Origin of the sequence: Streptomyces sp. NPDC046465 (assembly GCF_040646035.1) — a bacterium.
Lineage (GTDB): Bacteria > Actinomycetota > Actinomycetes > Streptomycetales > Streptomycetaceae > Streptomyces.
The window spans coordinates 221967-235961 of the sequence record NZ_JBEYZK010000011.1; the positions used below are offsets into that span (position 1 = coordinate 221967).

The following is a 13995-nucleotide window of genomic DNA, read 5'->3' on the forward strand; positions in this document are numbered from 1 at the left end:
TGTGCTGTTCCAGCGTTGCCGGGTCTGTCAAGTCTAATGTTCCACTCCCGGCATGTGCGTCCGGGAGGCGATTCACCGGCCAAACGGAAAACCCCGCGCCCCTTCAGGGGCGCGGGGAACTGCGCGCTCAGCCAGAACGAGCCCGCAGCCAGAATCCCTGCTCAGGGGAACCGCTACGCGCGCCCCGCCGACTTCTGCGTCCGCCGCGAAACCGAGTCGATGACCACCGCGGCAAGCAGCACCGCACCCGTGATCATGAATTGGATCTCACTCGCCATGCCGAGCATGTTGAGGCCCTGCTGGATCGACTGGATGACCAGCATGCCGAGCAGCGCGGACCACACCTTGCCGCGCCCGCCGAAGAGGCTCGTGCCGCCGATGACCGCCGCGGCGATCACCATCATCAGCGTGTTGCCGCCGCCCAGGCTCTTCGTGGCGCCGCCCGAGAGGCTCGCGATGAAGAGTCCGCCGAAGGCGGCGAGCATGCCGGAGATGCCGAAGACGATGATCCGGACGCGGTCCACGTTGATGCCCGCGCGCCGCGCGGCCTCCGCGTTGCCGCCGACCGCGAAGACCTGGCGGCCGAAGGTGGTGCGCCGCGCGACGAAGTCCGCGATCACCAGGACGGCGAGGAAGAGCACCAGGGCGAGCGGCAGGCCGCGGGCGCCGACCGGCTCGTTCAGCTCGTAGGCGGCGCCGCCCGCGAGGACGGCGACGACGACCGTGCGCAGCACGATCTCGCTGACCGGCCGGGACGGGAGCCCGGCGGCCTTGCGGCGGCGGCTGTCGAGCAGCAGGGAGGCCGCGTACGCGATGATCGCGACGGCCGCGAGGCCGTAGGCCGCGCCCTTCTCCGCGAAGAAGTGCCCGGTGAGGTCCTCGACGACGCTGCCCTCGGGCGTGTTGATGCTGCCCTCGCCGCCCATCAGCCAGATCTGGACGCCGCTCCAGCCGAGGAAGCCCGCGAGGGTGACCACGAAGGCGGGCACGCCGATCTTGGCGAAGAAGAAGCCGTGCAGGGCGCCGATGACCAGGCCGGTCAGGACGGCGACGAGCACCGAGAGCCAGTCGTTCATCTCGTGGGTGACGCGCAGCACGGCCCAGACCGCCGCGCCCATGCCCGCCACCGAGCCGACCGAGAGGTCGATCTCGCCGAGCAGCAGGACGAAGACGATGCCGACGGCCATGATGCCGAGGCCGGAGGTGAAGACCGCGATGTTCGCGAGGCTGCTCGCGTCCAGGAAGTGTTCGTTCTTCAGCTGGAAGATGATCGCGATGAGGATCAGGCCGACGACGACGGGCAGCGAGCCGAGCTCACCGCCGCGCATCTTGCGCTTGAACTCGGTCCAGTAGCCGGCCAGGCCCTCCTCGCGGATGAGCAGGCGCGGGTCGACCGCCGGGATCGGCGCGGCCGACGTGTCGGGCTCGGCGCCCTTGGCGGGGGCGTCGGGGGCGTCGTCGACAGACTTCGTGTTCTTGGCGAGGTCGCTCACTTCGCGTCCTCCTTCGTGACCGAGGCCGAGCGCGCCTTGCGGCGGGTGACGGCGTTGTCCGTGGCGCCGGTGATGGCGGCGATGACCTCTTCGTTGGTGGTGTCCGCGACGGAGAAGGTGCCGTTGTTGCGGCCGAGCCGCAGCACCGCGACCCGGTCGGCGACGGCCTTCACGTCGGCCATGTTGTGGCTGATGAGGATCACGCCGTGGCCGCGCTCGCGCAGGCGTTCCACCAGGTCGAGGACCTGGGCGGTCTGCTCGACGCCGAGCGCCGCGGTGGGCTCGTCGAGGATGACGACCTTCGGGTCGCCGACCAGCGCGCGGGCGATGGCGACGACCTGGCGCTGGCCTCCGGAGAGGGCGGCGACCGGGATGCGGACGCTGGGGATACGGATGGAGAGGGTGTCCAGGAGCTCCTTGGCCCGCTTCTCCATCTTGATCTCGTCGAGGACGGACGCCGTCTTCAGCTCGCTGCCGAGGAAGAGGTTGGCGACGACATCGAGGTTGTCGCAGAGGGCGAGGTCCTGGTAGACGGTGGCTACACCGAGGTTCTGGGCGTCGTGCGGGCGCCCGATGCGGACCGACCTGCCCTCCCACTCGATGGTGCCGTCGTCGATCGGGTGGACGCCCGAGATCGTCTTGACGAGTGTGGACTTGCCGGCGCCGTTGTCGCCGACGAGGGCGACCACCTCACCGGTGTGGATTTCGAGGTCTACGTCCGTGAGCGCCTGGACGGCGCCGAACCGCTTGGAGACCCCGCGCAACGCCAGCACGGGCGTAGCGGACACGTGAATCATCTCCTTCGCCGCCTGACCGGCGGGGATGGTGGTGCAGAAGGACAGTGCGAGCGGGTCCGGTGCCCGCCCCCCGGTTGCGGGGCGGATGTCGGGGCGGGACACCGGACCGGTACATGAGCCCGTGCCGTACGGGCGCCCGGGAGCGCTCTCTGGCGCCCCCGGGGGCTCATCTCGTACGAACGGGCTTACCGCAAGGGGGAGTTACTTGATACCCGCGGCGTCGCAGGCCTTCTTGTACTGGGCCGTGCAGATCTCGCTGACCTTGTAGACCTTGTCCTTGACGATCGTGTCGGCGACCTGGTCCTTGGTGATCGCCTGCGCGTCGTAGAGCTTGGCGGGGATGCCCTTGAACTCGCCGCTGAGCGAGTCGACCTTGCGGTCGGTGATGGCGTCGATGTCCTTGCCCTGCAGCAGCCGGACGGCGATCTCGGCGGTGGTCTCGGCCTCCGGCTTGATCTGCTTGTAGATCGTGTAGTCCTGGGTGCCGCTCAACAGGCGCTGTACGCCCGCGAGTTCGGCGTCCTGGCCGCCGACCGGGACCTTGATGCCGCGGCCCTTGAGGGCGGTGATGGCGGCGCCCGCCATGCTGTCGTTGGCGGCGTAGACGCCCTGGATGCCGTCCTTGCCGAGCTTGTCGATCGCGGAGGACATCTTGCGGCTCGCCTCGTCCGGCGACCAGTCCGGGATGTCCTGCTCGTACGCGATCTTCTTGACCTTCTTGTCGAGCACCGAGTGGGCGCCCTTCTTGAAGAACGGGGCGTTCGGGTCGGTCGGCGAGCCGTTGATCATGACAACATTGGCGTCCTTGGCCTTCGAGCCGAGGGCCTTGACCATGGCCCCGCCCTGCAGGCGGCCGATCTTCTCGTTGTCGTAACTCACGTACGCGGCGAGCGGGCCCTCGGCGAGGCGGTCGTAGGCGACGACCTTCACGCCCTGCTTGTCGGCCTGCTTGACCCACGACTTGGTCGACTTGTAGTCGACCGAGTCCAGAATGATCACCTTGATGCCCTGGGTGACGAGGGCGTCGAACTGCTTCTTCTGGGTCTCGATGTCCTGAGCGGCGTTGTTGTACTTGACCTTGCAGTCCGAGCAGAGTTCCTTGATCTTCGCCTCCATGATGGGGCGGTCGAAGGTCTCGTAGCGCGTGGTCTTGTTCTCCGGGAGCAGCAGACCGATGGTCTTCTTGTCGCCGCCGCTGCCCTTGTCGTCGTCGTCGCCGGCCTTGCCGCACGCGGTCACGGCCAGTGCCATCGAAACCGCGGCCGTGCCTATGACGACGCGACGCGTCATTGCGTTCATGGTGGGGTGCCTCCCTGACGAGGCCGCGTCGTTGCGGCCGAGGTGGCTCGAAGTCAACTCGGCCGCCACACCAGCGTCAAGGAGTAAATCCTTAACGAGATGACAACGGTGCCATGCGTTATCTAAGTGAAGACAGGTGTGGCCGCAGGCAGTGTTCCGTCCAAAAGGGTTGAATCACCCATCTCGCTGAGCGCGAGCGCCAGCGCGCCGAGCACCTCGGCCCGTCCGCCGAGCGCCCCCGGCAGTACGGACAGCATGCGCGCCGCACTCGGAATGGCATAGCGCCCGACCGACTCCCTGATGGGCCCGAGCACCAGCTCGCCTGCCTCCGCGAGATCACCGCCGAGCACGACACGGGAGGGGTTGAGGAGGTTGCAGAGGTTCGCGACGCCACTGCCGATGTGCCGTCCGACGTCGGCGATCACCCGTCGGCAGCCCGGGTCGCCGTCGCGGGCGAGGCCGACCACGCGCTCCATGGTCAGGTCGGTGCCGTGGCTTGACTGCAGCAGCGGCAGGACATAACGGGCGGCCGCGAAGGTCTCCAGGCAGCCGCGGTTGCCGCAGCGGCAGACCGGGCCGGACTCGTCGAGCGTGATGTGCCCGATCTCCCCCGCTGTGCCGCCGGGACCCCGGTAGATCCGCCCGCTGATCACGAGCCCCGCGCCGACGCCACTGGCGACCTTGATGTACGCGAGGTCCTTGACGCCCCGGCCGCTGCCCCAGACCAGCTCGCCGAGCGCGCCGAGATTGGCGTCGTTGTCGACGTGCACGGGCACGCCGAGACGGCCGCCCAGCTCCTCGGCGGGCTTGGTGCCGGTCCAGCCCGGCAGGATCGACGTCGAGCCGAGCGTGCCGGACTCCACGTCGATGGGTCCGGGCACGCCGAGCCCCACTCCGGCGATCTTCGTACGGTCCACTCCGGTGGCCGCGATCAACCTGCTGACCAGCTGCTCGGCCCGGTCGAAGCCCTGCGCGGCGGAGGCGTCCACGTCCAGCGGCTCGGACTCCTCCGCGAGCACCTGGTGGGCGAGGTTGCCGATCGCCACGCGCAGATGGGTGTGGCCGAAATCGACGCCGATGACGATGCCCGCGTCACCGCTGAGCGAGACGCTGCGGGCCCGCCTGCCGCCCGCCGAGGTGGGCGTGACCTCGACCGTGCCGCCGTCCTTCAACTCCCGGACGATGTTGGAGACCGTCGCGGCCGACAGGCCCGTCGTCCTCGCGATCTCCGCCTGCGTGAGCGATCCGGCCAGGCGCACGGCACGTACGACCCGTTCGAGATTGGCCCGGTGCAGAGACGACTGCGACCCCGGAGTCTCCATTGACTCTCACCCTTTGCCCTCTTTCGGGCGGCCCGAGAGCCACCCGCGACACCGGCCTCGGAAAGCGCTACCGGGCCACGTACAAGTTGTGAACTCCAAAGTCTGCTGAAGGAGATGCCGCAGTCAAGTCCTTGAGGGAGATCCGGCCCGGACGACCTCGCCGCTCCGGCGGGCCCGAGCACTGGACGGACCAGCTCCACATGGCTGATCCGGCCCGGGCTCACCACTCGTGCCGTCACCCCCATCGGCGCGCTGAACACAGCATGGATGCGTGTAAGAGGTGTCGGCACGGCCACCGGCCCCCGTTTCGGGGACACCGGCCCTGTTGTCCGGGCTTGACGGGACACGAGACGATGCCCGGGCTTCTTCTTCTCAACGGTGCCCGAGGCGCGTCCGGTCCGTTGAACAGCTCGTGTGAACGGCTCGCCCGATCCCGTGGGGGGACAGTGGAACGGTTGACCGCGAACGATCCGGCGGAAGTCGGGCGGTACCGCTCGATCGCGGAGCTGGGCAGCGGAGGCATGGGCCGGGTCCTGCTGAGCAGCGCCCCGGACGGCAGTCTCGTCGCACTGAAGCAGGTGCGCGCGCAGTTCGTCGAGGACGACGGGTTCCGTGCCAGGTTCCGCCGTGAGGTGGCCGCCTCCCGCAAGGTGTCCGGTACGCATACGTCGGCGGTGATCGACGCGGACGCGGACGCCGAAGAACCGTGGCTGACCTCGGAGTTCGTTCCCGGCCCCTCGCTGCAGCAGGCGGTGACGGCCGTCGGCGCGCTGCCGGAGGAAGCGGTTCTGCGCATGGCCGCGGGTCTCGCCACCGCTCTGGCCGACATCCACCGGGCCGGTCTCGTGCACCGGGATCTGAAGCCGTCCAATGTGCTGCTCGCCGCCGACGGGCCCCGGGTCATCGACTTCGGCATCGCCCGGGCCACCGACAGCGAGGGCGGCACCGAGCTGACGCACTCGGGCGGATGGGTCGGCTCGCCCGGTTTCATGTCCCCCGAGCAGGCCCTGGGACAGCCCGTCGGCCCGGCCAGCGATGTGTTCTCCCTCGGGACGGTGCTGGTCATGGCGTGCACGGGCACGTGCCCGTTCGCCGGGCCTGCCGTGCCGCAGACCCTGTACAACGTCGTGCACACCGAGCCGGATCTCGGCGCGCTGCCCGCGAAGCTTCGCCCGCTGGTGGCCCGTTGCCTGGCCAAGGACCCGGCCGAGCGGCCGAGCCCCACCCAACTCCTCGATGACATCGGCCGGATCAGCCGGTCGGCGCGCCCCTGGCCGACCGAGGTGCACGAGCTGATAGCGGCGCAGCAGGCCGAGATCGCCCGGCTCCAGGAGGAGTTGGACCGTCGCACGCGAGAACAGGACGACGCGGCGCCGGTCGCCGTCGAAGGCCCTTCCGGTCCGGAGGGGCCCACCGGCCCGGAGCCCTCGCCCCGGTCGTCCAGGCGCGGATTCGCCGCCCTCATGGCGACGGCTGTCGCGGTCGCCGCACTGACCGCCACAGCCGTCATCGCCCTGGATCCATGGCGCGAGAGCGGCACCCGCACCGTCGAGAGGCCACCGCGCACGACCGTGACGGCCGAGCCGACGCCCGCGCAGTCGAGCCCGGAATCGACCACCGCTCCACCGGCGCCGCCGGCCGAAGAGGCGACCACGCCCGACACCGAGCCATCGGCCGCCGCCGAGCCCTCCCGGCAGGCCCCGACGAGGATCGAGACGCGGCCGAGCACGCGGCCCGCGGCGATCGCCGACTGCGCGGCGAAGTCTCTGCCCAGACCGGACTGGCTCCTGCTCGCCTGCGGCGACGGGAAGGCCGGGCTCCTGGATCTGGTGTGGTCGGGCTGGGGCACGCCCACCGCCCGCGCCACCGGGCGAGGGTGGCACGTCATCTGCGAGCCCAGCTGCGCGGACGGCAGGGAGGTGCAGTACCCGGTGACGGTGACCGTCACCGGCCTGGCCTCCCAGCGTTACACGATCTTGCGGGTCGACGCCCCGACAACGCCCGACGACCCTGTCCGCTCGTACCGGCTCGGCTCGAACGGTCCGGTAAGGGCAGACTGACGGGGCGCTCCTCACACTCCCCACGCCGTGAACGCCCCCCAGTGGACCGGCGAGGCGAAGGGACGCTCCTTCGTCGGCATCGCGTGGGCGGCGTACCGCTCGCTGAGGGGCGCCAGATGCCGGTGCGACTCCGCGTACCGCGCGAGCTCGTCCCAGGTGAGGCGGCGCAGCCACCGGCGTGACCGGCGCAGCGCGGGCACCGGGGCGTGGGAGTCCGCGAGGAGTTCGTAGAAGCGTGTCATCAGGAACGCGGTCGCCATGTCGTCCACCTGCCACAGGCTGGTCACCGCGCAGGCGGCCCCTGCCTGGAGGAAGGCGGCCGGGAGTCCGAGGAATTCGTCGGGGGCCTCGATGATTCCGTAGTGACCCGACTGGCAGGCGCTGGCCACCGCCAGTCTGCATGCCGGGAGTTGGTGCTGTACGACGGTGTCCATGTCCAGGCTGCCGTCTGCGAGGGCCAGTGAGCCACCCTCGCCGCCGGAGACCGCGCTGCCGTGACAGCTCAGGTGCAGATACGACGCGTCGGCCAGCCGGTCGAGCACCCAGCCCACGGTGGCCTCGCCCCCCATCGCACTGCTGGCCTCGCCGTGCCGCTCGAACATGGCCTGGATCTCGGCGAGTTCACTGCGACTGCCGGGCAGGGAGCCGTCGGGGTCGGCGACGGCGACCAGGCGCGGTACGGCGGCTGCCGGGCGCGCGGCCCGGGAGCGGGAGGCGGAGTAGACCGCCGCAGACGGGGCGACGGTCAATGTGCCGATGTCATCGAGGACTTGCTCCGGTTCGGGGCCGAGCGGTACGGCGTTCAGGGGGACCAGGCCGAGCAACCCGGTCGGGACGACGACCGCTTCCCGGCGGGGATCGTCCGCGAGGAGTTCGGCGAGCGGACGCATCAGCGGTTCGAGGGCGCCCAGGCGCTCCAGGGTCGCGGGGAACTCGCGCCGCCACGTCAGCGTCGGGGCCTGCTGGACGAGCCAGAGCCCGGTGGTGTCCTCCGCCGCGTCCATGACCAGGAGGTTCAGCAAGGTGATGCTGCTGACCTCGGGCACGTGCACGGCCCGCACGGCGGGTTCCTTACCGGTGATGACCAGGACGTAGCTGCCCCAGGGCGCGTTGACCAGGTAGGCGAGTGGTACGCCGCCCGCGGCCTTGACGATGTCGCGCAGTTCGGTGGTGCGCAGGAAGTCCTCGAAGCCCGGGATCGCCCGGATCTCCTCGACCACCGTACGCAGGGCTCGTTCCGCCACCGCCTGCTCGCGGGCCACCGGGGCGATCCCGGCAGGCGTCACCGCGGACGGCCCGGTGACGGAGGCCCCATAGCGGGCCCTGGCGGTGCGGTAGCGGCGGGCCATGAGGGGGTCGACGCGGTCGAGTTCCGCCAGGTCCGCGGCGCCCCGCCCGGCCACCACCGAGAGCTCGCAGGCGAGACCGCGTTCGATCGCTTCCACCGCGCGCTCTGGACGGCCCGCGCGGGCGAGCAGGAAGGCGGTCCAGCGGGCGAGCCTGTCCACTTGCACCAGCACACCGCGGCGGCTGGCGACGGTGACCTGCGCGTCATAGAGCGCACTCACGGCAACCTGCATGCCGGACGCGACATCGGCGGCGTCATCCCAACGTTCCAGCACGGCATAGGAGTTGACGAGCTCCCGGGCGACTCGGAGGTACGAGGAGGGCGCGAGGGCGGGTGGCAGGGCGGCCAGCGCCGCCCGGCGCAGCCTGATGCTCTCGGCGTTGTCCGGCCCTTCGAGCAGGTCACTGGCAGTGGCGAGGAGCGAGGTGATGCGGCCGGTGTTGAGGAGGCCCGGGCGTGCCGTGGACAGGTCGAGCGCGGCGGTCGCGGCGGCCCGCGCGGCATGGGCGTCCGGAGGGTCCCGGGTGAGCAGCAGATCGGCCAGGTTGCACTGCGCCTGCGACCAGAGCGCGGCGTCGTCGCCGGGGCCGAGGTGCTCGAGCGCGCCGCGGTAGCAGCGCTCCGCCTCGAGCAGGTCGTCCGGCTCGGCGCGGCGGTGGAGCAGCAGGCCGAGGTTGACCATGGAGTAGGCCCAGTTGACCGTGGAGCGCGCCGGTGAGCGCTCTTCGAGACCGGCTCTGATGTGGTCGATGCCGAGGGTGAGGTCTGCGGGGCCGCCGCCGGGCCGCTCCGAGAGGTGCAGTCCGTAGTTGGTCTGGATCCGCGCCCAGAATTCGGGGTGCTCGCGGCGATCGATTCCGCTCGCGCGGGCCAGCAGGTCGCGGGCGGTCTCCCAGACTTCCAGTCGGTCGCCGTCGTCACGCGAATAGTGCGCGCTGGCAAGGTTGTTGGCCGTGTGCGCCCACTCCGTGCTGCCCTCGGGCAACCGGTCCAGTGCGCGTTCCAGGAGCCCGAACGCCTCGGCGAGATCGGCGTCGAGCCCGGCGTGGACGGCGACCACCAGGCGTTCACCGAGCAGTGCGGCGAGTTCGGTCTCCATCTCCTGCTCGCCGAGGTCGGCGGCGAGCGCGAGGCCCTCGCGGGCCGGTGCGATGCCGTCGAACCCCTCGGCGGCGAAGGCCGTCTCGTACAGCGCGTCCAGCCGTTCGCGCAGATCGCCGCCGAACCGGCTCAGCGAGTCGAAGTAGCGTCGCAGCGCCTCGCTCTGCGGCGTGCGGCCGTCGCTCAGGTCCTCCAGGAGCTGCTGGCGCCGTTCGAGGACCGATACGTCCCGGGCGCCTTCGGCCGCGCGCAGCTCTTCACGGCCGGCGTCGCGCACCTTTGTGTCGTTCGTCAACTCAGGCTGGTTACGGATCAGTTCGGCGAGTTCGTCCGGCATGCTGGTCAGTACGGCGTACAGCAGGCGGCTCGTCCTGGCGACCTCGCGCTCCTCCGCGAGGTATTGGAGGAAGGTCTCGTAGTGCCCGGCCGTCGGCTCCCCCTCCGGCTCTAATTGCGCGCGGGCCGCCTCGGGGTCGGCCAGGTCCCGGTCGAGGTCGCGGGCCAGGACGACCGGGAGCAACCTGCGGGGCAGCGGGATCACCTGCCCGTCGAAGACAACCTCGCGGAAGGCTCCGGCCCGCTCGGCCTCTCCCAGCAGGGCGAGCGCGGACGGCGAGGGGTCGTCCCTGAGCTCGGCGAGGGAGGTCGCGAGCAGCAGGGGCGCCGTCGCGCCGGGCCTGAGCACCAGCAGTGGCGCGTCGATGCCCGCCCTCGCCCCGCATCCGGGGCAGTCCGCCCACGACAGGCCGGGCGGCCCCGGCGCCGCCAGGGCGTCGGGGCGCTCACGGGCATCAACGATGCGCCACACCGCGGCGGTGCACTCCCGGGCGCACTCATCGCAGCGCCATGTGTAGGACTCCCTCGCTGAGACCGCCACCCTGCCTCCTAGGTGCCATGCTGCCGCGTGCTCGCGCCCGGGTTCGCCTACTTGCCGCCGCCGATCCGCGAGAGCAGCGCCGTGAAGACCCGTCCGAGGGCGGCGTCCTTCATCGCCTTCTTATGGATGGTCAGGCTCCACTTCCCGCGCGTGTCCCGCTTCACCACGACCTCGGTCTGCAGAAGCACGACGACGAGCACGGCGACCGGAAGCGACACGGGGTCGAGACGCACCATGGGCGAGCGCGCGTAGTCGACGGCCTCACCGACCGTACGCGCCATGTCCTCGCCCGACGAGGCCGCGTACTCCAGGGCGGCGCGCGCCAACTCCCCATCCGCCACCGGCGCCTGCCCGGCCTCCAGATACTCGGCCACGTCCCCGGAATCGAGTGGCTCGCTCAGCTCCGAGCCGTCCCAGTCGTACCGGCGCGCCTCGGCGAGCAGTCCGCGCTCCTCGACCACCGCGGCGAGCGCCTGGACGGCGGCCTCGTCGGACAGCGCCCGGACTTCCCGTTCCAACTGATCCTGTTCCAACTGGTCCCTTTCCGTCATGTGTCACTTCACCGACCCCGCCGTGAGCCCCGACACCACATGCCGCTCGATGAACGCGAACAGCACGATGACCGGCACGATCGCGACCACGGACGCCGCGAAGAGGTAGTTCCACTGCACCGTGTAGTTGCCGATGAAGTTGTTGATGCCGACCGTCAGCGGCTGCTTCTCCGGTTCGGTGGTCAAGGTCAGGCCCATCACGAACTCGTTCCAGGACGTGATGAAGGTGAAGATCACGGCCGTGACGACGCCCGGCAGGGCGAGCGGCAGCGTCACCCTGATCATCGCGCCGAAGCGGCTGGTGCCGTCCACCATGGCGGCCTCCTCCAGCTCCGGCGGGATCGAGCTGATGTAGGCCGTCAGGATCCACACCGCGAAGGCGAGGTTGAACGCCGCGTTGGTGAGGATCAGGGTCCAGACCGAGTTGAGCATGTCCAGCTCGTGGAACTCGCGGTAGAGGCCGACAAGCAGGGCGGTGGGCTGGAACATCTGGGTGACAAGGACGAGCAGCAGGAACAGCTTGCGGCCGCGGTAGCGCATGCGGGCCGTGTAGTACGCGGCGGGCAGCGCGACCAGCAGGACGAGCAGGGTCGCGCCGCCCGCCACCAACAGCGTCACCTGGAGGTTCTGGCCGAGCTCCGACTCCTTCCAGACGTCGACGAAGTTCGCCCACTCCAGGTCCTGGGGCAGATAGGTGCGGTCCCGCAGCTCCTCCTTGGGGCGGAGCGCGGTGATGACCATCTCCAGGTACGGCGCGAGGAAGATCGCGGCGAGGAGCCAGGCGCAGGCCGTGATGACCAGGGTGCGGGGCCGGAACGCGCGCCGGGCCTTCTTCGGCCCGCCGTCCTTCCGGGGCGCGGGGCGGGTCGCCGTCGCGGTGGCCATCAGTCCTCCTCGTTCCACCGGCTGACCTTCAGGAAGATCAGCACGAGCACCACGACCATCAGGAAGTTGACGACCGACATGGCAGCGGACTCGCCGATGTCGGTCTCCTTCAGCTTGTACATGAACACCATCGACGTGGAGGTGTCGTAGCCCGGACCGCCCTGGGTCATGGCCCAGATGATCGGGAAGGAGTTGAAGACGTTGATGAGGTTGATGACGACACCGACCAGGAAGGCGGGCCGCAGCATCGGGAGCGTGATGTGGCGGTAGGTCTGCCAGTTCCCGGCGCCGTCGATCCGCGAGGCCTCGTAGACCTCCTGCGGGATGGTCTGCAGACCGGCCAGGAGCGTGTACGTGGTGAAGGGCAGGGAGACGAAGACGGCGACCGCCATCATCCACGGCCAGGCGGTCTCCGGCTTGCCGAGCCAGTCCTTGGAGTCGTCGATCAGACCGAGGTCGAGCATCAGCGTGTTGAGCACGCCCGCGGTCTGGTTGAGCATCCACTTGAAGCCGATGGCGGTCATCAGGACGGATGCCGCCCAGGGAGCGATGAGCGCCCAGCGGGTGATGGTGCGGCCGGGGAACTTCTGGTTGAACAGCTGGGCGAGGGCCAGCGAGAGCAGCATCGTCACGGTGACGACGACGACGGTCCACACCGCCGTCCAGAGCAGGACGGCCCCGAAGTCGCTCTCCTCGAAGAGCTTCTTGAACTTGTCGGTCCCGGCGCTGCCGCGCACCTTGCCGGCGATGGAGATGTTGAGGAACGAGGTGCGGATCAGCTCGACGACGGGCCAGACGACCACGGCGAGGATCAGCAGGATGACGGGCGCTATCCAGGGCAGCGGGCCAAGCCTGGCGATGCCGCTGCGGCGGCTCACGGGCCTGGGTGCGCGCCCGCCCCGTCCCCGGCCGGACTCGGCCGGGGACGGAGGGGCCTTCAGGGACACAACGACTCCTTGCGGACGGGATGAAGGGGGTGAAGGGACCGGTAGCGGCTGCTACTTGGCGTCGGCCGCGGCCGACTCCGCCTTCTTCTGCAGGTCGCCGAGGACCTGCTTCGGGTCGTCGGCGACGGCCTTGCCGCCGGTCTTCTTCATCTCGGCGGAGACGACGTCCCAGGAGGTGTCACCCAGCGGGTAGAACTTGGCGTTCGGCAGGACCGCGAAGAACGGCTCCAGATCCTTGTGCTTGCCGTTGCCCTGCATGGTTTTGAGGGCGTCCTGGGTGACCGGCATGAGGTTGTACATCTCGTCGAACGCCAGCATCTTCTTGGAGTACGTGAAGTCCAGGAACTTCTTCACGCCCTCCTTCTTTGCGCCGCCGTCCTTGAACGCCATCATCCAGTCGGCCACGCCGAGGGTGCTCGCCAGCGGGCCCGTCTTGCCGGGGATGGGGGCGACGCCGTAGTCGGCCTTGCCCTCCTTGGCCATCTGGATGAGGCTCGGGTGGCCGTTGAGCATGCCGACCTTGCCGGCCGCGAAGTCCGCGAAGGCGGTCTTGCGGTCGGTGGAGGCGGGGTTGGCGTACGTCAGGCCGGGCTTGACCAGGTTGGTCTTGAGCCAGTCGAAGGTCTCGACGTTCTTCGTGCTGTCGAGGGTGTACTTGCCGTCCGCGTCGGTGTAGCCGCCGCCGTTGCCGAGCTCCCACATCAGCGACTCGCCCTGGGTCTCCTCGGGGCCGAGCGGCAGCGCGTAGGGGGTGTCGGCGGCCTTCTTGGCCTTGATCTTCTTTGCCGCGTCCGCGACTTCGTCCCACGTCTTGGGCGGCGACTTGATGCCCGCCTTCTTGAAGACGGCCTTGTTGTAGAACATCACGCGGCTGGAGGAGACCCACGGGATGCCGTACTGGGTCCCGTCGACCTCACCGGCCTTGGCGAAGGTGGGGATGAGGTTCTCGCGCGTCTTGGCGGACATCACCTCGTCCGCCTTGTAGAGGAGGTCGTCGGCGACCTTGTCGGCGTAACCGCCGGTCTGCAGCAGGTCGGGCTCGTTGCCCGCCTGGATCATGTTCTTGACGGACTTGTCGATCTCGTTCCAGTTGATGACCTGGACATCGACCTTGTAGCCCTTGTTGGCCTTCTCGAATTCCTTCTTGACCTCGGCCCAGTACACCTTGGAGGCGTTGGAGGCCTTGTCGCCGTAGTCGGCGGCGACGAGCTTGATCGTCTTGCTGTCGCCGCTGTCGCTGTCACCGCCGCAGGCGGTGAGCCCAAGCGCCATGGCGACCGTTGCCGCACCGGTGGCGATTATTCGGTTCCTCATG

The 13995-nt window shown here is 69.7% G+C and carries 10 protein-coding genes; 1 reads left to right on the forward strand and 9 read right to left on the reverse strand.

From position 1 onward, the window contains the following. Nucleotides 1–173: 173 nt before the first annotated feature. The 4 genes from ABZ953_RS19175 to ABZ953_RS19190 all read right to left on the reverse strand — a co-directional run bounded on the left by ABZ953_RS19175 (nt 174) and on the right by ABZ953_RS19190 (nt 4911). Nucleotides 174–1403, reverse strand: a complete 1230-nt coding sequence (locus ABZ953_RS19175) for a sugar ABC transporter permease (protein WP_361725098.1) — start codon at nt 1401–1403, stop codon at nt 174–176. A gap of 86 nt (nt 1404–1489) precedes the next feature. Continuing rightward, nucleotides 1490–2290 (reverse strand): ATP-binding cassette domain-containing protein, encoded by an 801-nt coding sequence (locus tag ABZ953_RS19180; protein WP_361725101.1) that lies wholly within the window; start codon nt 2288–2290, stop codon nt 1490–1492. A gap of 201 nt (nt 2291–2491) precedes the next feature. Then, nucleotides 2492–3580, reverse strand: coding sequence for a substrate-binding domain-containing protein (locus ABZ953_RS19185; RefSeq protein WP_361725104.1), 1089 nt, complete (start codon nt 3578–3580; stop codon nt 2492–2494). 131 nt (nt 3581–3711) lie between these two features. After that, the gene (locus ABZ953_RS19190) at nt 3712–4911 is read right to left on the reverse strand and encodes an ROK family transcriptional regulator (RefSeq protein WP_361724885.1); all 1200 of its coding nucleotides are present in this window, start codon (nt 4909–4911) and stop codon (nt 3712–3714) included. 455 nt (nt 4912–5366) lie between these two features. Here ABZ953_RS19190 and ABZ953_RS19195 point away from each other — a divergent pair, with 455 nt between their 5' ends. After that, entirely contained in the window at nt 5367–6971 is a 1605-nt protein-coding gene (locus tag ABZ953_RS19195) for a serine/threonine-protein kinase (protein WP_361724888.1), read from the forward strand. Nucleotides 6972–6982: 11 nt separating this feature from the next. Here the strand turns inward: ABZ953_RS19195 and ABZ953_RS19200 are convergent, their stop codons facing one another. The 5 genes from ABZ953_RS19200 to ABZ953_RS19220 all read right to left on the reverse strand — a co-directional run bounded on the left by ABZ953_RS19200 (nt 6983) and on the right by ABZ953_RS19220 (nt 13994). Next, the gene (locus tag ABZ953_RS19200; RefSeq protein WP_361724891.1) at nt 6983–10297 is read right to left on the reverse strand and encodes a CHAT domain-containing protein; all 3315 of its coding nucleotides are present in this window, start codon (nt 10295–10297) and stop codon (nt 6983–6985) included. 47 nt (nt 10298–10344) lie between these two features. Further along, entirely contained in the window at nt 10345–10848 is a 504-nt protein-coding gene (locus ABZ953_RS19205; RefSeq protein ID WP_361724894.1) for a hypothetical protein, read from the reverse strand. 3 nt (nt 10849–10851) lie between these two features. Beyond that, on the reverse strand, nt 10852–11733 hold the full coding sequence (locus ABZ953_RS19210; protein WP_361724897.1) for a carbohydrate ABC transporter permease: 882 nt from the start codon (nt 11731–11733) through the stop codon (nt 10852–10854). Then, a complete protein-coding gene (locus ABZ953_RS19215; protein ID WP_361724900.1) occupies nt 11733–12611 on the reverse strand; it encodes a sugar ABC transporter permease in 879 nt (292 codons plus the stop codon). Before ABZ953_RS19215 ends, ABZ953_RS19210 begins: the two co-directional genes overlap by 1 nt. Nucleotides 12612–12731: 120 nt before the next feature. Continuing rightward, nucleotides 12732–13994: an extracellular solute-binding protein gene (locus tag ABZ953_RS19220; RefSeq protein ID WP_361724902.1), complete on the reverse strand. Its 1263-nt coding sequence runs from the start codon at nt 13992–13994 to the stop codon at nt 12732–12734. Nucleotide 13995: the final 1 nt, after the last annotated feature.